Source organism: Streptomyces sp. NPDC048639 (genome assembly GCF_043199075.1).
Taxonomy (GTDB): domain Bacteria; phylum Actinomycetota; class Actinomycetes; order Streptomycetales; family Streptomycetaceae; genus Streptomyces.
This window is the reverse complement of sequence record NZ_JBICVP010000012.1, coordinates 122,725-143,674: the sequence shown is the minus strand read 5'-3', so window position 1 is coordinate 143,674 and position 20,950 is coordinate 122,725. Positions and strand designations below refer to the sequence as shown.

Annotated in this window: 8 protein-coding genes; all 8 read right to left on the bottom strand. The window is 73.5% G+C overall.

Translation table 11 applies throughout. The features are described from left to right. Positions 1-24: 24 nt before the first annotated feature. The 8 genes from ACGFNH_RS28925 to ACGFNH_RS28890 all read right to left on the bottom strand — a co-directional run bounded on the left by ACGFNH_RS28925 (position 25) and on the right by ACGFNH_RS28890 (position 20,807). A complete protein-coding gene (locus tag ACGFNH_RS28925; protein ID WP_393658690.1) occupies positions 25-1,239 on the bottom strand; it encodes a GDSL-type esterase/lipase family protein in 1,215 nt (404 codons plus the stop codon). Between the two features lie 185 nt (positions 1,240-1,424). Then, entirely contained in the window at positions 1,425-1,994 is a 570-nt protein-coding gene (locus tag ACGFNH_RS28920) for a TetR/AcrR family transcriptional regulator (RefSeq protein ID WP_393658688.1), read from the bottom strand. Between the two features lie 315 nt (positions 1,995-2,309). Then, positions 2,310-2,873, bottom strand: a complete 564-nt coding sequence (locus tag ACGFNH_RS28915) for a TetR/AcrR family transcriptional regulator (RefSeq protein WP_393658686.1) — start codon at positions 2,871-2,873, stop codon at positions 2,310-2,312. 125 nt (positions 2,874-2,998) lie between these two features. After that, positions 2,999-16,222 (bottom strand): amino acid adenylation domain-containing protein, encoded by a 13,224-nt coding sequence (locus ACGFNH_RS28910; RefSeq protein ID WP_393658684.1) that lies wholly within the window; start codon positions 16,220-16,222, stop codon positions 2,999-3,001. Between the two features lie 136 nt (positions 16,223-16,358). Further along, complete coding sequence (locus ACGFNH_RS28905; protein WP_393658682.1) at positions 16,359-16,805, bottom strand: SRPBCC family protein; 447 nt, start codon at positions 16,803-16,805, stop codon at positions 16,359-16,361. 126 nt (positions 16,806-16,931) lie between these two features. Further along, positions 16,932-18,308, bottom strand: coding sequence for a carotenoid oxygenase family protein (locus ACGFNH_RS28900; RefSeq protein WP_393658680.1), 1,377 nt, complete (start codon positions 18,306-18,308; stop codon positions 16,932-16,934). Positions 18,309-18,423: 115 nt separating this feature from the next. Continuing rightward, complete coding sequence (locus ACGFNH_RS28895; RefSeq protein ID WP_393658678.1) at positions 18,424-19,866, bottom strand: MFS transporter; 1,443 nt, start codon at positions 19,864-19,866, stop codon at positions 18,424-18,426. A gap of 335 nt (positions 19,867-20,201) precedes the next feature. After that, positions 20,202-20,807, bottom strand: a complete 606-nt coding sequence (locus ACGFNH_RS28890) for a TetR/AcrR family transcriptional regulator (RefSeq protein WP_393658677.1) — start codon at positions 20,805-20,807, stop codon at positions 20,202-20,204. Positions 20,808-20,950: the final 143 nt, after the last annotated feature.

The following is a 20,950-nucleotide window of genomic DNA, read 5'->3' as shown; positions in this document are numbered from 1 at the left end:
TTCCGCTCGGGCCGCAGGCGGGGATCACCGCCGCGCGGCGCTCCCGTGCCAGGCGCCGCGCCCCGTGAGAAGCCCGTCGGCGGAGAACGCCAGCTCGGCGAAGCGCTCGCCGATACGGCGGTGGGTGGCGGCATCCGGGTGGAGCCGGTCCGGCAGCGGAAGTTCGGCGGAGTCCGCCTCACCGTAGAGGTCACGACCGTCGAGGTAGTGCAGGTTCGGGTCCTCGGCCGACCGCTGCTCCACGATCCGGGCCAGCTCGTCGCGGATGACACCCAGGGTCAGCTTCCCGTTCGCGCGCTCCGCCGGGTCACCCGCGGCACGGAACCGCAGGTGTCCGCTGCCGAGCGACGTGAAGTCCGGGGCACTGGGTCCGGGTGTGTCCTCGTGGATGGGACACAGGATGGGCGAGACGACCAGCAGGGGCGCCGTGGGGTGGCCATCGCGGATGGTGTCGAGAAAACCGTGGACGGCGGGCGCGAAGGCGCGCAGGCGCATCAGGTCGGTGTTGACCAGATTGATGCCGATCTTGACGCTGATCAGGTCGGCCGCGGTATCCCGCAGGGCCCGGGCGGTGAACGGGTCGAGCAGAGCGCTGCCGCCAAGGCCCAGGTTGATCAGCTCCACACCGCCGAGGCGGGCGGCGCGCGCCGGCCAGGTGGTGGTGGGGCTCGCGGCGTCGGAACCATGGCTGATCGAACTGCCGTGGTGCAGCCACACTGCCCGGCCCCCGTCCGCTGCCGGCTCGATAGGGGCATTCGTGCGCAGGGCGAGGAGTTCGGTGGTCTCGTTGTGCGGCAGCCAGATCTCGACGGTCTTGACGCCGTCGGGCAAGTCGGTGAAGCGCAGCGTGCCGGAGGGACCGGGCCGGCTCTCGGCGGTCCCGGTGGTCATGTCGATGGTCAGGGTGTTGCCGCCGGTCACGCTCGCCCGGCCCGCCTGCCGGCCGTCGACGACCAGGTCGTACACCCCGTCCGGGCGGGGAGGGGCGCCGACGTGGACCCGCTTGGTCGGCAGCGTGTCCAACTCGACGGCGGTGGCCCCGGTCCTGAAGACCAGCCGTACGCCGGAGGGCTGGGCCTCCGCCATGGCGAGCTGTCCGTCGGTGCACTGGGCGCGGGCCCGGGCGGGCAGCCGGTGCGGCAGCACACCTCCCTGCGCGGTGCGCTCCAACTCGAGGGCTCCGCGCAGGAGGTCCTCGGTGAGGGGCGTGGTGATCCAGTCGTGCTCGGTGGTGTGCATGGCCTCGGTCTGCCGATCGAAGGGTGTGGAGCGGGGCATGGTTCGGGGGCGCCGATGCGGGAGTGGTCGACCGCGGGGCGGTAGGTGAGGTGATCGGGCGGGGCGGTAGGCGGACGGCTTCCGGGCCGGTGCCGGGTGCCGGGTGCGGGTCGGGACGCAGGCCGGGACGCGGGTCGGGACGTGCGTCAGGGCGTGGGCCAGTTGCGCAGGAGCGCGTCGAGAGCGTCCAGGATCCGTGACCATGATTCCTGCGCATCGGGGGCGCTGTGGCTGAACCCTCCGCCCGACTCCAGGCTGACGTAACCGTGGAAGACGCTGCCCAGCAGCCGTACCGCGTGCGTCCGGTCCGGCTCCGTCACGTCGTAACCGCGCAGGATCGCCCGCGTCATTTGGGCGTGCCTGCCGCCGGCACTGGCGGCCGCCGCCTCCGGGTCGAGCCTGAACCGGGCCGCGTCGTAGCGGCCGGGATGCTCGCGGGCGTAGTCGCGGTAGACGTTCGCGAAGGCGGTCAGGGCGTCCTTGCCGGCACGGCCGGCCAGGGCGTCGGCGGCCCGGTCGGCGAGTTCCTCCAGGGCGAGCAGGGCGATCCTGGTCTTGAGGTCATGGGAGCTCTTCACATGCGAGTACAGACTCGCGACCTTCACATCGAACCGTCTGGCGAGCGCCGAGACGGTCACCTGGTCGAAGCCGACCTCGTCGGCCAGTTCCGCCCCCGCTCGGGTCAGACGTTCCGTGTTCAGCCCTGCGCGCGCCATGCCCATCCCTTCCCTTGGCTTGATTGATTATGCAAAAACCTAAAGGTATTAGGCAAGAGGGTATGGCTTGGTAGGGCCTCTGGCGGTGGAGCGGGTCCACGGCGTCGTCGTGCCGTGGGGCGGGAGCGCGGCGAGGCGCGTGACCCGGCGGATCACTCGGTCGGTGCGACGGCACGGGGCCGCAGCCACCTGATCACCGTGCCGGGCGGCTCAACGGGGGGGCGTGCCGGGAGCGGTTGACGCACATTCGCGCGGACGGCGGCCCGCTGACGCTGCTGAGAGGTGGAAGCGGACGTTCGGCGGAGGCGACGGGTCCTAGTAGTGCCGGATGCCCGCGGTCAGCGTGCGGGTCCACGGGGCGTCGATCTCCTCAGCGCCCATGGAGACCACCAGATGGCAGAGCGTGCCCCGCGCGAAGAACTCCTGGACCTGTTCGTCGCTGCCCCCGGACGCGCCCCGGACGTACTCGACGACGCGGGCGTACCCCGCCCGTACGGCTTCCCGTACCGCGGGCTCGGAGACCGACGCCGCCTGGGCGTGGAGCTGGACCAGCAGGAGGTCCTGGTCGGCGATCAGGCGCGCGTACGCCTCGCCCATCGCCGACAGCGCCGCCTCCGCGGAGCTGCCGCGAGCCGCCGCGGAGCCGTCCTCCAGACTCTCGCGCACCCGGGTGAAGCAGTACTCGACCACGGCGACGAAGAGGGCTTCCTTGTTGGGGAAGAGGCGGTACACATACGCCTGCGAGATGCCGGCGGCCTTGGCGACATCGGTCGTCGTCGTGCCGAAGTACCCGCGTGAGGCAAAGGCGCCGATCGCGGTGCGCAGCACCGTCTCCCGGCGTTCCTCGGCGGTGGACAGGCGACGGGTGGTTGCAGACATGTGAGTATTCACTCACTCACACTTGTGCCGTGTCAATCGATGAGCGGACTACGGGGACGCGGACGCGGATGTCGTACGCCCGGGCCGGAGACTCGGCCGCCCTGGACCGGGCATTCGGCGTCCGCTCAGTGCCCGGGCGGAAACCCGGTGAGCGAGTCCGGGCCGATGGTGTGGTTCAGCAGGTGGAGCGGCGCCGCGCGGACACCGGACGACTCCGCCGCCCGCAGGTAGCGCAGGACGCGGGGCGTATCGACCAGGCCGTGGATCAGGGGCAGCCCGGGGACCGCCGCGTGCAGCAGTGACTCCAGGCGGCAGGAGGCCACGGTGTCCGGGATCCACGATCGCGCCGCGTACCCGTCGCCGGCCGCCGCCGGGAGGCCCTCCGCGAGGTGCCGCTCGACGGCACCGACCGCCAGCAGCCCGCCGCCGACGACGAGTACGTCACGCCGGTCCCGCATACGCGCCAGGGCGCGCGCCGTGTCGAAGCAGTGAGGGAAGGAGTCGTCGACGACGATCGAGCCGGGCCGCAGGCGGTCGACATCGATGAGGTCCGTCGTGCCGCTGACGGCGGTGATGAGCAGATCGGCCTCGTACACGGCGGCCGGGAGCTCAGGGGAGGACTCGTGGACTTCCACGGCCGGGGCCGCCCGTCCGCGTACGGACAGGGTCCCGCCCATCTCGGCGAGGCGCGCCGCGCTCCCGGCGACATCGCACAGCAGGAGCCGGGCGGGCGGGCGCGGGGCGCGGGCCAGGAGCAGTTCCAGGGAGGTGCTGCCGATGGAGCCGAGACCCACCACCGCGACAGTGAGGTCCTCCAGGTCGCGCCCCATGGCCTCCAGCGCGGCACGCACGGTCTTGACCACGGACACGGCGGTCGCTGCGTGGCCGGTGGTGAGCGGCGGCGCGGCGCCCGACGCGTCGAGGACACCGAAGCCGTAGCCGGTGAGGGCGGGGATCATCCCGGCGAGCGACGTGCAGCGGGAGCCCAGGGACGCCGCGTACTCCACGGCGCGGGCGGTGCGCGCCGCCAGGTCCGGCCCAGGCGCCAACTCGTCGGCGAACAGCGGGAGACAGACGAACCCCGAACGGCCGAGCGGCGTGGCGATGTGCTCCAGGAGGCGCGGGCCGCCGTCCGGGAAGACGAGGGCGCGCAGGTCGTCGCGGGGGACCGCCGGACCATGACGGCCGGTCAGCGCCAAGAGCTGGTCCGGGGCCGGGAGATAGCCGACGAGCGCGGCGTCCAGCGGGGTGACGGGAGCCGGGTCGGCGCCTGCGCGTGGGAGCTCGGGGTGTGGCGCGTCCGAGAGCCGGGCGGGCGAACGCCCGGCGTACGGGCGGGGGTTGGCCGTGCCGGGGACGTGCGAGTGTGGAGCGGTCGGGCGTGGGGCGTACGAGTGTGGAGCGGTCGGGCGTGGGGCGTACGAGTGTGGAGCGGACTGGCGTGGGATGGTCCGTGCCGCCGCGTCCACGAGCTGTTCGCGCAGCACCCGGGCGAGGTCCGCGCATACCGCTGAACTCATTGCGGAGGCCGAGGCTCGCAGCGTCACGCGCAGGCCGTCACCGACCGGACGAACCGCCAGGAAGGTGTCCGTGCCCACGGGCGGCGGGTCGAGTTCTGCGTCCTCGTCCCAGGTGACGTCCAGCGTCTCACTGGCCGGCGGGCCGAGGGCGGAGAAGTCGAGGAAGGTGAAGAAGAACTGGGCCGATGCGGGGAGGCGGGCTGTGGCCGGGCGCCGGACGACGTCCGCTCCGCTGGTGCGGGCCGCGGCGACCTCGGCCACCACGCGCCGCAGATCGTCCCTGAAGTCCCGGTCCGGAACGCCCTCTTCGGCCTGCCGGGCTCCTGGCCCTTCCGCCGGGCGGGCGGGCGCTGCCGGGCGTACGGGTACGGCCGCGGCGAACGGGCCGAAGACACGGCCGATGCCGGGCAGGGCATGGTCCCGCCCGGTGACGGCCAGGCCCAGGACCAGATCGGCTCGGCCCGTCAAACCCGTCAACGCCCGGTAGTAGGCGGTGAGCAGGGGTGCGTAGAGCGTGGTCCGGGCTTCGGCGGCGAGCCGTCGCAGCGCGTCGACCTGAGCGGCCCCCACGGTGAACCCGGCGGAGTGGAAGGCCCCTTCGGCGACGCGCGCCGAGTCGTCGGGGCCCTGGGGGGCGGGGGCATCGGCGCGCAGCAGGGGGCGTTCGTACGGCGCGTCGGTGCGGTCGCGCCGCGGGTCCGCCGCGGCCGGATCGCTCGCCGCGGCGGCATCCGTACGACCGGCGGCACCGGACCGTTCGAGGAGGGCGACGTAATCGCGGAACGTGGCGCGCGGCGGCGGCAGTTCGACCACGTCGCCCCGTACCTGACCGTCGTAGAGCGCAAGCAGTTCGCGGCCGAGGAGCGCGGCGCTGTAGCCGTCGCCGATCAGGTGATGGGCGTGGACGACCAGGACGTGGTCGTCCACGCCGACAGTGAGGACACGCAGACGCAGCAGAGGCCATGCCCACGGCTCGAAGCGGTGGAGCCGTTCCTCGGCGATACGGTCGGCGAGCAGGCCGGGGGACTCCAGAACCTCGATGTGCACGGGAAGGCGCAGCGCGGTGGGGAGCTCCTGCTGGACCGGCGGGCGGGCGCCCGCGGGGAACACGGTGCGCAGCATCGGATGGCGTTCCACGAGGACATCGACCGCTCGCTGGAAGGCTCCGGCGTCGAGCGGTCCGCGCAGGCGCAGCCGCGCGAGCCAGGCGGATCCCGACCCGGGCCTCATCGCTTCGGCGAGCAGAAAGCCGCGCTGCGTGGGCGTGACGGGGTACGGCGGGGATTCCTGCGGTCCGGAACCGGCCCGACCGGCAGGCGCGTTGGCGTGTGCGCACGGTTCGTCGGCGGGGCTGGCGAGGTCGGCGGGATCGGCCGGGTGGGCGGTGAACGCGTCCACCGCTGCGGCGAGAGCGCCGAGCGTACGGTGCTCGTAGATCAGGGTCGGCCTGGGCAGGGCGGCGATGTCCTCGCCGAGGCGGGCGAACACGTCGAGGACGAGGAGCGAATCGCCGCCGAGGTCGAAGAAGTCGTCCTCGCAGACGACGCCGCGCACCTCCAGCAGCGCCGACCAGATCCGGGCCAGAAGGCGTTCGGTCCCGGTCGCGGGGGGAGTCCCCGGACGTGAACTCGCCTCGCCCCGGGGCTCGTTCGTATGGCGATGCGTGGCGTTCGTACCGTCATCCCGGTGTGCCGGGGGAGTGGCGACCCGGCGTCGGTCGATCTTGCCGGTGTCGGTGAGCGGCAGTGCGTCGACGAGGTGGATCCGGGCCGGGAGCATGAAGTCGGGCAGCGTCGCGGCGAGGTGGGCGCGCAGCCCGGTGGCGTCGAGAGACGCTGTGCCCGGGGCCTGTACCTCCGGAGCCCGAACCTCGGGAGCCTGTGCGTGCGGAGCCGGGGCGCCCTGAGCCTGTGCGTCCGGAGCCGCGATGTCCGGAGTCCGTACGTCCGCAGTCGATACCGCCGCCGCTGCGTCCGCCGCCGCTGCGTCCGGCGCCGCTGCGTCCGCCGCCGGGACGCCGGGCCGCGGTTCCACGTAAGCGACGAGGCGGCCGTCCTGGTGGAGGACCGCCGCGCGGGCGACGCCCGGGTGGTTCTGCAGCGTCGCCTCGATCTCGCCGGGCTCGACCCGGTGGCCGCGGACCTTCACCTGGTCGTCGAGGCGGCCGAGGAACTCCAGCCCTCCGTCCGGGCCGACGCGCACGCGGTCGCCGCTGCGGTACCAGCGCTTGCCCCCGCGTTCGGCGAACGCCGCGGCCGTGAGGGCCGGTTCGCCGAGATAGCCGGGGGAGAGGCCCACGCCGCCGATGAGGAGTTCGCCGGGCTCGCCGTCGGCGCAGCGCCGTCCGTCCGCCCCGACCACCTCGACATCGGTTCCTGCGATGGGACGGCCGATCGGCAGCCGCGCCACGGTGGCGCCGGGGCGGCCGTCGATGATGTGGCAGGTCGCGTTGATGGTGGTCTCGGTCGGCCCGTAGAGGTTGGCGAAGCGGTGACCGGGGCCGAACAGGTCGTACCAGCGCCGGACATGGGCTGCGGGCAGTGCCTCACCGCCGACGTGGATCCAGCGCAGCGCTCTCAGATCGGGCCGGGACCCCTCGCGCCGAGCGCGGTTCTCGGCGGCGGAGAGCAGCTGCTCCCACAGCGTGGGTACGGAGCTCCATACGGTGATTCCCGCCCGCTCGACATGGGCGAGCAGCTCCTGGGGGTCGCGGACGAGGTGCCGGGGCAGGGTGACGACGGTGGCGCCGACGAGCAGCGGGGCGAGGAGCTGGCGGACGGAGGCGTCGAAGCAGATCGAAGCGGTCTGGGCGAGACGGTCGCCGATGCCGTAGCCGAATGTGTCCAGCGCCCAGTCGAGATAGTTCTCCGCCGCCCGGTGGGTGATCGGGACCGCCTTGGGGCGGCCGGTGGATCCCGAGGTGAAGATCACGTACGCGATGGCGTCAGGGTCATGGGCCGTGGTGTGCCCGACGCCGGGCTCTGTGCCGGCTGCGGAAGCCGGTGGCGGAGCGTCGACGGACATGGACGCTGGTGACGGGGCGTCGACGGACATGGGCGCCGGTGGCGGGGCGTCGACGGAGACGGCCGTGACACCGGGGAGCGCGTCAGCCGTGGCGCGGGTGGCGCGGTGGCACACGACCGTACGGGCCGCGGTCCGATCGAGCTGGCCCGACAGGCGCGACACGGGGTGGCCGGCGTCCAGCGGGACCCAGCCCGCCCCGGCGCGCAGGATGCCGACGAGCCCCGTGACGGTGTCGGCGCCCGGTTCGGTGAGGAGGCCGACGAGGTCCCCGGGGCCGACTCCCGAGGCACGCAGCCGGGCGGCAAGTCCGGCGGAGGCGCGATCCAGTTCGGCGTAGGTCAGGGTCGCGTCCCCCGTGTCGACGGCGACGAGCCCGGGGGCGGCGCGGAAGCGGGCGCACAGACGGGCCACCAGCCCCTCGGGCCCCGTTTCTCCTGCCGCGGGTGCCGACTCCCGTACGGAATCGGGCTGTTGGGCCAGAGAGCGCAACTCCACGAGATGGTCGCCTGCCAGCCGTGCCACGGTCTCGCGGTCGAACAGCCGGGCCGGGACGTTCCAGGAGAAGTGCAGGACGTCGTCCGACTCCCAGCACAGCAGGGCGAGTCGGGTGGCGGCCGTGGCGGTGCCGGCCGCCGTCGGTCGTACCGTGACGGGGCAGTCGGGATCGACTGTGGCGGGGAAGCGGGCGAAACTGAAGCTCGCCGGGCCGGCCGTACGAGGTCCGGGTCCGTCGGCCGGCAGCAGCCGCGCGAGGTCGAGGCTTGTGGGGCGGGCGTGCCGCTCCCCCGACAGCCAGGCCTCCCGCACACGCCCGGCCAGAGCTGCCACCGGCTCACCGGGCTCGACGGCGACGAGGACCGGCAGCGTGTCGGCGAGCGGGCCGACGAGCCGGTCCATGCCGGGCAGCCGCGTCTCGCGGCGCGCGCGGGCGACGTTGACGGTCACGTCGCGCTGTCCGCTCCACCGCGCCAGACAGCGTACGTACGCGGTGAGCAGCAGGTGGAAGAGCGATACGCCGTGCGCGGCGGCCCGTTCGCGCAGCGCCGCGGTGAGGTCGCGGTCGGTGACGGCCGGGTGCGCGACGAAGGGCGGCGCGGGCGGAGTGTCCGGATCGCCGTCGTAGGGCAGGTGCAGGGGTTCGCGGCGTGAGGACAGCACGCCCCGCCAGTGCTCCAGGTCTTCCTCGAACGCGGCGGAGCCGCGCTCCTCGGCGACGGCTGCCGCGTAGTCGGCGAAGCTCGTGCCGGGCACGGGGAGGGCGGGCGCTCGGCCGTGTGCGAGCGCGGTGTAGACGGCCCACAGCTCCTCGCCGAGGATGTTCAGACTGAATCCGTCCCCGGCGGCGTGATGGATCACGAGCAGCAGGTGCGCCACATCCTCGTCCCGGGCCCCCCATGCGCCAGTCATGGGTCCGGCGTCCCGGTCGCGTGCGCCCTCGCGGGCGAGTACCGCGCGCAGTGGGGGACCGGCGGCGAGGTCGAACACCCCGTTGCACAGGGCCTCTTCGAGATCGTCGAGCGGGCCGTGCAGATCCCGTACCTCGTACCAGTCGTGGAGCGGGGCCGGTGGTGTCACGGACTGCCGAGGCGAGGAGCCGTCGGGCTCGATACGGATCCGGAGCATCGGGTGACGCTCCATCAGGACGGCGAGAGCCGTGCCGAGCAGATCGGCGTCGAGCGGTCCGGTGATCGTCTGCCGAACGTAGCCGTAGGCGGGGACCTTGGGGTGCAGCCGTCCGCTCGTGTGGAAGGCGAGTTGCACGGGGGTGAGCGGGAACGGCGCGTCCTCGACCGACGGAGGCCGCACCGCTGCCCGCTCGGCCACGGGCGCATCGGTGACGGGCACGGTGGACGCCGTGCTGGAGGTGGTGGACGCCGTGCTGGAGGTGGTGGACGCCGTACCGGAGGTGGTGGACGCCGTACCGGAAGTGGTGGCCTCCAAGTGCGCCGCCAGTGCGCCGACCGTCGGGTGTTCGAAGAACAGCGTCGCCGGGAGCGGGCGGCCGAGTTCCGGCTCCAGCTTCTTGACCAGGTCGACGGCGGTCAGCGAATCCAGCCCCATCGAGAGGAGCGGCTCGTCGTCGGCGATGTCCGCGGGCCGCCGGTCCAAAGCCTCTGAGAGCAGACGGCGGAGTATCCGGCCCACGCCCGGCGGGACGTGACCCTGTGTCAGCGCGGACTCCTGCGTCCGTACGGGCGTGGGCGCCGGAACAGGGACGGAGACGGGGGCGGGTGCGGGCCCGGACGCTGCGCCCGTACGCGTTCCCGTGCTCTGCGCCTCCACCTCCCCGCGCACCGGGAAGTCGGCGGTGTCCAGGCCTCGCAGGGGAGTTGCCGGGCGGTTCCGGTCCGGTGCCGGATCGCCGACGAGGAGCTGCGCCGCATCGATGCCGCACGCGGTGTGCAGTGCTGCCAGCGCGGCACCCGTCGTGAGAGAGCCGACGCCCCGTGCGACGACGGCTTCGCGTATCACGGGCCGGGAAGCCAGGCCGGTCTCGGCCAGGGCGGCCATGTTGAGCGCTTGCCAGGGGCGGCCCGCCGACCGCTCCGCCGCGGCGAACGCGTCGAGGAAGGCGTTGGCCGCCGCGTAGTCGCCCAGCGCTCCGGCGAGGCCCGGCAGCACCGATGCCACCGAGGAGAACGCCACACACACGGCGGGGCGTTGACCGTACCGCCGCAGGGCGTCGGCGAGCAGATAGGTGCCGCGCACCTTGGGCGCGAGGACCCGGCCGACATCATCCGGTGACTTGGAGCCGAGCGTGCCGGGGCTCACGACGCCCGCCGCGTGGAACACCCCGTCCAGGGGCGGCAGTTGGGCCATGAGCGCGTCGACGTCGGACCCGACCGACACATCGGCACCGTGATATCGCGCCGAGCAGCCCAGCGCGGCGAGTTCGTCGAGCAGCCCCTCGGGCGGCTCCGGTGACCGGCCGGCCAGCACCAGTGTCGGCTGCCCCCGCCTCGCCAGGTCGCGGGCGAGTGCGCCGCCGAGACCCCCGGCCCCGCCCGTGATCAGGTAGGCACCGTCCGCCGGAAGAGAGGACTGGGTCCGGAGGGAGGCCGACTCGGGGACCGGGTACCGGGTGAGACGGCGGCCCGCGCGCCATGCGACCACTTCGGTGCCCCGCTCCGGAGCCGCACGCACACCGAGTTCCCGTTCCAGGGCGTCGAGGCGGTCCTGGAGGGAGTCGAGCGAGGACAGGTCGAGACTGCGGACGGAGAGGCCGCGCCGCTCCTCCGGAAGGGCCAGAGCGAATCCCGTGAGCAAGGACTGGGCGGGGCACAGCAGTTCGGGGACGCTGCCGGTCGCGTGCACGTCCTCGGTGACGACCAGTACGCGAGAGATCCCCTCGCCGACGGCCCCCACCCCCCGGGAGGGGGCATGACCCCTCCCGGACCCGCCCCGGCCCAACAGCCCGTCCGGTCGCGCGAGTTGGCTCATCGTCGTCACGGCCGTGTGCTGCGCGGCGTCGAGGGCCGCCACCGAATCGAGGTGCATCGCCGGTCCGGCTATCACGACGAGGGCCTCCGGTGCCGCCGCTCCGGTCGGCGGTACCTCGCCGTCGCGGTACACGGCGGCGCCTCGGCCGGCGAGCCGTTCCGCGAACGCCCGCGCCAGCGCGCAGTCGGGACCGGTCAGCCGGACCGCCCGGGGAGCGGCGGCGGCGACCATCGGCGCGTCGTCCCACACGAGCCGGTGCAGCGGCGACTCCTGCCACGGCGCGTCGTTTTGCCCGGCGCTGCCTCCCTTCTGCCCGCCGGCAGCACCGCCCCTCGGGGCGACGGCGTCATGCACAGCGACACCGTCCCGCCCGGCGACACCGTCCCGCCCCGCGACACCGTCCCGCCCCGCGACACCCACCCGACCCGCGACGCCGCCCCGCCCGGCAGCAGTGCCCGACCCCGCAGCGTCACCCCGCCCCGCAGCGTCACCCCGCCCCGCAGCGTCGCCCCGCCCCGCATCGCCGCCACCGGGCCCGGCCCAGTGGCGCAGCCGCTGGAAGGGGTACGTCGGTACGTCGACCCGCGCCCGGTCCGCGTCGAGCACCGTCCGGTCCAGGGGCACCCCGCGCGCCCACAACCGTCCCGCCGTCTCCAGCAGGGCTCTTCCCCCGTCCTCGGATCCGCGCAGCGCCGCTGTCGCGAGCACATCGGCCGCCGGATGGTGCGCGTCCGCGACGGCACGCACCGGCCCGGGCAGCGTCGTGCCCGGGCCGAGTTCGACGAAGGTGTCGAAACCGTCGTCGAGCAGGCGTCGCACCGCGTCCCCGAACCGTACGGGCCGTACGGCGTGTTCACGGAGGTGCGCCACGTCCGGTCCGGCGCACCAGTCGCCGGTCACCGTGCTGAGCATCGGGATCGACGGAGGGCGGAAGGCGAGGGTGCCCGCCGCGCCGGCGATCCGGTCGAGGGCCGGGAGCATCAGGGGCGAGTGGAAGGCGTGCGACACCGCGAGCCGTCGTACGGCGACACCGTCGGCCGTCAGCTTCTCCACAGCCCTGCCGACCGCGTCCGGGTCTCCCGAAACAACCACCTGCTCTGGGCTGTTGACGGCCGCCACGCACAGCGAGCCGCCCGCGTCGGCGACCACTTCCGCGACGACGTCCTCGCCGCCCTTCACCGCTGCCATCGCGCCGGGCGGGGCGCAGTCCGCCATGGCATGCCCGCGCTCCGCAGCGAACCGCACCGCGTCGGCCAGAGTCAGTGCCCCCGCGACGCAGCCCGCCGCGATCTCTCCCACGCTGTGACCGGCGACCGCGTCCGCGGTCACGCCCCAGGCCCCGAGCTGGCGCGCCAGCGCTGCACCGAAGGCGACGAGCAGGGGCTGCGCGATGTCCGTCCGTGCGAGTTCGGCGGCCTGGACGTCCGCGTCGAGACACCACTCCGTCAGAGTGCGCCCGTGCAGAGCGCCCACGACGGCGGACGCCTCGTCGAGCGTGTCCCGGAAGACCGGCCCGGTCTCGTACAGAGCGCGGCCCTGCCCCGGGCGTTGTGCTCCCTGGCCGGGCAGCAGGAACACCAGCCGCGGCCGCGATCCGGCCTCCGTGATGCCCTGCCCGGCCCCCAGGCGCCCGGCGAGGTCGCCCGACGACACGAGGGCCAGCCGGTACGGCCCGTCGTCCCGAGCGGCCGCGACCGCGGCGCACACGTCGCCCTCGTCGAGGTCCGGCCTGGCGCGCAGATGCGCGGCGAGGTCGCGCGCGGCCGCGCGCAGGGCGGGGGCGCTGGGCGCGGACAGGGTGAGCAGATGCGGGCCCTGGGACGCGGATGGGGAGGGGGACAGGGAAGCGGACGTGCACCGTCGGTCGTCGCGGGCGGCCGGCGCCTGTTCGAGGATGGCGTGCGCGTTGGTTCCCCCGAAACCGAACGCGTTGACTCCCGCCACCAGCGGGCCGGGCGCGGACCAGTCGCGAGCCTCGGCGACCACGGCGAACCCGGCGGCGTCGAGGTCGAAGGCGGGTGACGGCGGCATGTGGTGGAGGGACGGCGGAAGCCGGCGGTGCGTCAGCGCCAGCACCACTTTCACCAGGCTCGGCAGGGCCGCCGCGTGAAGCAGGTGCCCGAGGTTGGACTTGACCGAACCCAGCAGGCGTGGCCGCCCGTCGGCGCGCGGCGGGAAGGCGTGGGCGAGCGAGCGCACCTCGACGGGGTCGCCGATGGCCGTACCGGTGCCGTGCGCCTCGACGTACGACACCGTGCCGGGGTCGACGCCCGCGTCGCGGTACGCCTGGGTGATGACCTCGCGCTGCCGCAGCGGATTCGGCGCCATCAGGCCGATCGACCTGCCGTCGTTGTTGACCGCGGTGCCCCGGAGAAGGGCGAGCACCGGATCGCCGCCGCGCCGGGCGTCCTCCAGGCGGGTCAGGACGATCGCCGCGCCGCCCTCGCCCGGGACGAAGCCGTCGGCCGCCGCGCCGAAGGTGTGGCACCGTCCGGTCGGCGAGAGCGCCTGCGCCCCTTCGAGCAACGCGTAGGCGGTCGGGGTGAGATGGAGCGAGACCCCGCCCACCACGGCCACGTCGCATTCGCCGCTGCCGAGGCTCTGCCGTGCCAGGTGCAGCGCGACGAGCGCCGAGGAACAGGCGGTGTCGACGGCCAGCGCCGGGCCGGTCAGGTCCAGGCACTGCGACACCCGGGCGGCCGCCAGATTGGGCAGGTTGCCCGTCAACGCCTCGGCGGGCAGGGGGGACCGCTCCGGTGCCGCCTGCCCGAGTACGTCGCGGTAGCCGCTGTCGCCGACCGCGGCGAAGACCCCGACCCGGAGGCCGTGGCGGCGCCGTCCCGCGTAACCGGCGCGCTCCAGGGCCTCATGGGCGAGTTCGAGAAGGATCCTGGCCTGGGGGTCGGTGGCACGGGCCTCGTCCTCGGCCAGACCGAAAAACGCGGCGTCGAAGGCGGCCGGATCCTTCAGGAACGCACCGGCACGGGATGTGTCGTCCGGCGCGGAACCGGGCGTGCCGCCCCACCGGTCCGGCGGTACCGGGGTGACGGCATCATGACCCGCCGTCAGTTGCGCCCAGAACGCCTCGGGAGTGGAGGCTCCGGGGAACCGGCAGGCCATCCCGACGATTGCGATCGCGGAACCGTGCGCGGCCTCCCCGGATGCGACGCCCGGTGCTGCCGTCGCCGCGACACCGCCCTGCGCGGCGGGAGTCGCATCCGAAACGGCTGCCTCACCGAGCAGGAATCCGGCGAGCGCGGTGACGGTGTCGCGGTCCCGGACGGCCGCCGGGGGAACGGTGATCCCGAACGCGTCCTCGAGCCCGGCCAGCACCTCCATCGCTTTGAGCGACGAGCCACCGATCGTCAGGAACCGGTCGTGCGGCCCGATGTGCCGCTCCGGGATCCCCAACACCCGGGCCCAGACCGCTCGTACGATGCTCTCGGCCTCACGCCTCGAGCGCGGCGACACCCCTCCGTCCGGCGCGGACGAGGGCGATGCGGGCTCCTGCTCCATGTGCGGCCGGTCGGGCCCCACGGACGCGTTGTCATGCGTGGGGTGTCCGGGGTGCGCCGCAGGTGCGGCGACTTCGTGGTGTCCGGGGTGTTCGGAGTGCGTCGCGTGTGCGGGGAGTTCGGGGTGTGCGGGGAAGGCCGGGAGTACGGGGTGCGCGGGGGCGTCCGCATACGCGCCCGCCTCGTACCGTTCCCGCATCAGCCCGCGCCGCACCTTTCCGCTCGTCGTGCGCGGGAACGCCGCACGGGGCAGCGCCACCACGGTGACGTCGTCGTGGGCCAGCGCCTCCCGTACGCGCGCCGCCACCCGGCCGAGGGCGGCCGCCGGTCCGCCCGAGCAGCCCGCCGCGAAACCCGCGCGGTCGCGGTCCGCACCGGTCTTCGTCCGGTCCGGTACGGCCCGGACGAAGACCAGGACGCGCTCACCGCCGCCCACCCGGTCCGTGGATCCGGCAACCGCCACCGGCCCGTCGGCGAACCCCGGCGTGGCGGCCGCCACCTCTTCGACGTCGGAGGCATGAAAAGTACGGCCGTTGACGAACAGCACGTCCTTGTGGCGACCCGTCACGCACAGGCGCCCGTCCCGCAGGAACCCCAGGTCGCCGGTGCGCAGCCACCCGTCGCTGAACGTCTCCGCCGTCGCACGCGGCGAACCGTGATAGCCACGGGCGATCTGCGGCCCCAGGACCTCGATGTGTCCCACGCGCCGGTCGCCGAGCGGCGTCCGCGCCTCGTCGACGATCCGTACCGCGCATCCCGGCACGGGGTGCCCCACATCCATCAACTCCACCGCACCCGGGCCGGGTTCGGTGTCCACCGCGCTGCCCTCGCTCAGCGCCGCCCTGTCCAGAACCAGAGGTGACGCGGTTTCACCGAGCGGTGGGAAGGTCACCGCCAATGTCGCCTCGGCCAGCCCGTACACCGGAAGCAGTGCGTGCGGGGCGAGGCCGGCGCCTTCCGTGCGGCGGGCGAACTCCCGCCACACGGACGGTGATATGGGCTCGGCGCCGACCATCACCTGGCGGACGCTGCGGAGGTCGAAGCGGGCGAGCGCCGCCTCGGGGAGCCGCCGGACGACCAGGGCCAGCGCGAAGTTCGCGGCCGACAGGATCGTCGCACGGTGACGCTGCGCCGCGTCGAACCACAGCTCCGGCCGCTTGGCGAACGACAGCGGGCTCAGCCGCACCTGCTTGGCGCGGGCCGCGAGCGGCGCCAAGTGGGTGCCGAAGAGCCCCATGTCGTGGAAGTACGGCATCCAACTCGCCACGACGTCGTCCGGTGTGAGCGCGGCGGCGGCCCGAATCTGCCCCAGGTTGGCCAGGACGGCGGTGTGCGTCAGCTCCACGCCCTTGGGGGCCCCGGTGCTGCCCGACGAGAACTGCAGCACCGCCACCTCGTCGGGGTGCGGCTCCGGCAGCCTGGCGGGCGGGGTGCCCTCGCGCAGCTCCGCGAGTCGCAGCGCGCGCACCGTGTCCGGCAGCCGGGGGAGCAGCGGCGCGTTCGCCTCGTCGACGACGAGGTGCGGGCGGCCGAGATGTTCCCAGACCGGCAGCACGCGGCCCGCCTCGGGCGGCAGCGGCACCGGCACCAGTCCGGCCGCAAGCGCCCCCCAGAACATCGGCTGGAAGTCGTCCCCGAGGTCGGCGAGCAGCAGGACGGGGGCGCCCGGCTCCAGGCCTGCGGAAACGTATCCTCCGGCGATCCGCAGCGCCTCGTCGCGGAGATCGCGGTACGTCACGACCCGTTCGCTGCTGTCACCGCGCACATGCACGAGGACTTGCCCGGGCGCCTCCTCGGCCGCGCGGAGCAGGACGTCGAGGAGGGTCTTCTCACCGTTCGGGCCTGGCATGACGGGTAACGTACCAATCTCGGCCAACGGGCCGGAGTGCCGTGCCTCCTGTCGCATACGGCGCCGAGCCGTACGTTTCGGACGCAAAGTCTCCCTGGAGCGGAGGAGCCCGCTCCAGGGAGAAGGACCGCTTTCGTCAGGCGCGGGTTGCCGCGGATTCGGCGGCGTTCTTGAGCGCGGTCAGCCACGCCTTCAGGGAGCCGTGCAGCGCGGTGCGCATGCCGTCGGGGTCGCTGCGCACGGGGTCGCCGTTCCACGATTCTGCGGTACGGACGACGGTGCCCGCGGCGGTCTCCTCGAACGTCCACACATGGATTCCGTCGATGCCGTGCGCCGGGCCTCCCCACACGATGCGCCGCTGCGGCTCGACCTCCTCGATGGTGGAGGTGATGGCCAGTCCGGCCGTCTCCCAGGCGAACGTGGTCCCGGGAGCGAGGGGACCGTCCGGCCGCGCGGTGCTGATGTCGGCCTGCCAGGCCGGCCACCGCGCGATGTCGGTGTGGAGGTCCCACACGGTCGCGCGGGGCGCGTCGACGGTGATCTCGAGCTCGACGATCACAGGTGCAGTGCGGTCGATGTCCATGGAGAGGTCCTTTCGGGGCGGGAGGGCGTGGGGGAAGACCGGGGCGGGGTACGGCGGCAGGGCGCACACGTCCGTACGGGCGGCAGGTCGCGCACAGCCGTACGGGCTCCGCGACCACCGCGGGGGTCAGGCCTGTTCGGCGTCCGGGATCCAGGAGCCGTGGATCCCGGAGGGCACGCGGTTCGGCAGTTCCACCACCGCGACCGGCTCGCGCCGGATGTCCGTGGCGTCCAGGACGAGGAGTTCGGAGGCATCACGGGCGAGGTCGCTGACGATCGTCAGGAGATAGCCGTCGTCCTCGGCGGTACCGCCCTCTGCGGGTACGAACACCGCCTCGCCCGGCATCCTCCGCTCGCCCATGGGCGCCATCCGGCGCTCACCGGTGTCGTTGTCGTACTTGACGAGGGCGTACGCGTCGAGTCCTGCCCCGGGGAAGGCGAGCGCGTAGCTGTACCGGTTGGCATGGCCGAGGTACGCGTCGTTGACGGTGGGGAACTCGGTGACCAGGCCGTCGCGCGCCTCCTCCGTCACCTTGCCGCTGTGCGGGTCGAGGATCCACCGGTGCCCGACGGAGCCGATGGAGGGGACGGGGCCGTAGCCGGGCGCACCGACGAACCACTTCCACGACGACTCCCACGACGTGCGGTCGTAGCGGGGACCGTCGATGACGATGCGCCCCGTCTCGTCCTCATGCGCGTTGGCGACGTGCAGCAGTGCTCCGGGCTCGACCTCGTACCAGGTGACCTTCGCCGGCCCGGTGCGCGGCATGACACCCATCCGCGGCGTGTACGCGTCGCTCCACCGGTACGGGATGCCGGACTGCTCGGCGTGGTCGAACACCACCGGCAGATCCAGCCAGACGACGTGGTTGGCGGTGAGCGCGAAGTCGTGCATCAGCGAGGGACCGGCACCCTCGATCTCGACGCTGCGCACCAACTGCCCCGAGGCGTCAGCCACGTAGTACGTCAGATACGGCGGGAAGGGCGAGTATCCGAAGAAGTGCAGCTCGCCGGTGACCGGGTCCTCCTTGGGGTGGGCCGTCATCGCCGTGCGAAGTCTGCCGCCGAAGTCGTACGGGGCGACGGTGTCGAGTTCGGGGGTCATCTCCCAGGGCAGGTTCGCCTCCTGGAGGGCCAGGATGCGGCCGGCGTGCTCGATGATGTGCGTTCCCGCGATGCTGGCGGTGAGGTCGGGGGTGCCGTCCTCGCGCATGTACGGGGCACCGTCCAGCGCCGGCGTCGTGACCCAGCGGTTGCGGTACCACTCGGCCCGGCCGTCGCGCAGCCGCAAGCCGTGGACCATCCCGCTGCCCTTGAACCAGTGCGTCGGGACGTCGCCCGGCTTGGGGTTGTGCCCGTTGCGGAAGTAGCGGCCGTTCAGCTCCGGAGGCAGGGTGCCCCGGACGGTGAGGCCGGTGGCGGTGGTCTCCTCGGCCACCGGCGCGAAGTGCCCGGTGATGTACGGCTTGTCGATGCCCGTCGCGGTGCTTGTCTCGGTGCTCATGCCGGCTCTTCTCCTGCGGGTCGTGTTCCGGGTCGTGCGGGGCGGGTTGTGTCAGGGGTGCTACTCGGGATCGGGCGGAGCGGTTCGTTCCGCAATGGTGCGAAGGGGTTCCGGGTCAGCGCGGGGAGCGGAGCGCGGCGTAGAGGGAGGTGAGCGCGGCCACGGCAGCGGCGGCCAGGAAGGCGGCGCCGTATCCCTGCGCGTGCTGTGCGGCCGTGACTGCGGCGGCCGTGCTGTGCGGTGCGGGGGAGGCGGCACCCGCGACGGCGGTGAGTGCGGCGAGACCGAGGGCACCGCCGATCTGCCGGGTGGTGTTGACCAGCCCGCCCGCCACCCCCGCCTCCGTGGCCGCCACCCCGTCGGTGGCCAGTGTGGTGAGCCGGACGAAGGCGAGGCCGAGCCCCGCGCCGACGAGCAGGGACGGGCCGAGCAGGTCCGCGGCGAACGTGCCGTCGGCCGGCGCCCGCCCCAGCCAGACCAGGCCGACGCTCACCGCGGCCAGCCCCGCGGTCAGGGTGTTGCGCCGGCCCAGGCGTGCCGTGAGGCGGGGGGCCAGGGCCGAGGCGAGTGTGAGGGTCAGGGCGAGCGGGAGCTGTGTCAGGCCGGTCTTGAGCGGGCCGTAACCGAGCACCTGCGACTGGTAGAGCGGAAGGAAGTAGAAGAGGCCGATCCAGATCGCGCCGAGCGCGGCCATCATCACGTTGGCCGGCCCGACCGTGCCCACGGAGAGGATCCTCGGCGGCAGGAGCGGGGCCGCCGACCGGCGCTGGATGCGGACGAAGAGCAGAAGCAGCAGGACGCCGGCGGACAGCATGAGCAGGGTGGCAGGGCTCGTCCAGCCGTTGCGGCTCCCACCCGCCAGGGCGTAGGCGACCGCGAAGAGGCCGGCGGTCACGGTCGCCGCACCGGGCAGGTCGATGTGGCGGGGGCCGCTCGCGGGACGGTCGCCGGGAAGGACCGCGTAGGCACCGCCGATCGCCGCCAGGGAGACGGGCACGCTCAGCCAGAAGACCGCGGGCCAGCCGTACGCATCGGTGAGAAGGCCGCCGAGCAGGACCCCCGCCGCCCCGCCCGCTCCGGACACGGCGCCCCAGACCCCCAGGGCGAATGCGCGCCGCGGGCCCGAGGGGTACAGCGTCATCACCAGCGCCAGTGCCGCCGGCGCCAGCACCGCGGCGGCCAGCCCCTGGACGATGCGCGCGGCGATGAGCACCTCGGCGCTGGCGGCCAGCGCCGCGGCGGCGGACGCCACGGCGAAGAGCGCCAGGCCGCCGACGAACATCCGCCGGTGGCCGAGGAGATCAGTGGCCCGGCCGCCGAGCAGCAGCAGCGCGCCGAAGGCCAGGACGTAGCCGTTGACCGCCCAGGACATACCCACCGGGTCCAGGTGCAGGTCGCGCTGCAGGGACGGAAGCGCCACGTTGACGATCGAGGTGCTCAGGACGACCAGGAACTGCGCCGTGGCCGGCACCGCCAGCGCGAGGCGGGACGGGCGTCCGGATCCGTCGGGGTCGTGTGCGATGCCGGCCGCGCCGGGACTGAGGGAAGTCGGCCACACAACGTCTCCAAAAGATTGGTTGATTACTCACTTCGCTGCGCAACGACGGGCCGATGGCATTCGAGCTCGGGGTGGCAGAGTTGGTGCGTCGCGAGGAGTTCGCCCGTAGAGGATCTGAGGCGCCTCCCGATTGTGAGTAATCAACCACTCATTCCGATGGGTGTCAACCGGTCGTTCAGGGACTCCACAAAGGGCCGGACCGGACGCCGAACGCACACCCGCCGCGCCACCGAACGCACGCCCGCTGACCCGCCGAACGCACTCCCACTGACCCGCAGACGCACGCCCCCGTGCCAACGGGGCGCACTCGCCCGGCTGCCCGGCCGCGGCGCGGCTCAGATCGCGGGGAACTCCGGCGGTACGCCCAGCGCCCCGGCGACCGCCCCCCAGATCGCCGCCTTCGCCGCGTCCAGGCTGATCCGCGGGTCGCCGAGCATCAGGCGGATGCCGAACCCGTCGCACAGGGCGAGGATCAGCGTGCTCGTCTCGTACACGTCGCGCTCGGCGAACTCGCCGGACTCGATGCCGCGCTCCAGCGCATGCCCCACCCATGAGTGGAGCTGGTCGTAGAGGTCGACGGCGAACTCGCGCGCCGTTTCGTCACGCAGCGCCCGTACCCACAGCTCCTGCCAGAGCCGCCAGTCCTGCCGGAGTTCGGGGTCGGTGGGCAGGAGGCTGTGCACGATGCGGGCCAGGATGACCGAGGCCGGGACCGCGTCGGCGTCCCGCTCCAGCTCGGTGGCCGTGTGGGCGAAGGAGTGGGCCATCGCCTCGGAGAAGAGCTTCTCGCGGTTCTCGAAGTGATAGTGCAGCAGGGCCGTCGACACCCCGGCGTGCTCCGCGACCATGCGCATGCGGATCTTTTCGAATCCGACGTCGGCGATCACTTCGCACGCGGCGGACAGGATCCGCTCGCGCGTTTCGATCGTGCGCTCGGTCATGGACACGTTGCTGCTCCCCGGTCGTCGTCTTCTCCGCAGGGTTCCCTACGGTCGCCAGGCCCTTCCCCGAGCGTCGCCCGTGGAAGTCCCGGGCCGTCCGGCCGCCGGGCCGGCGTGGGTCCCCCGCCTGCCTCTCATCTTCC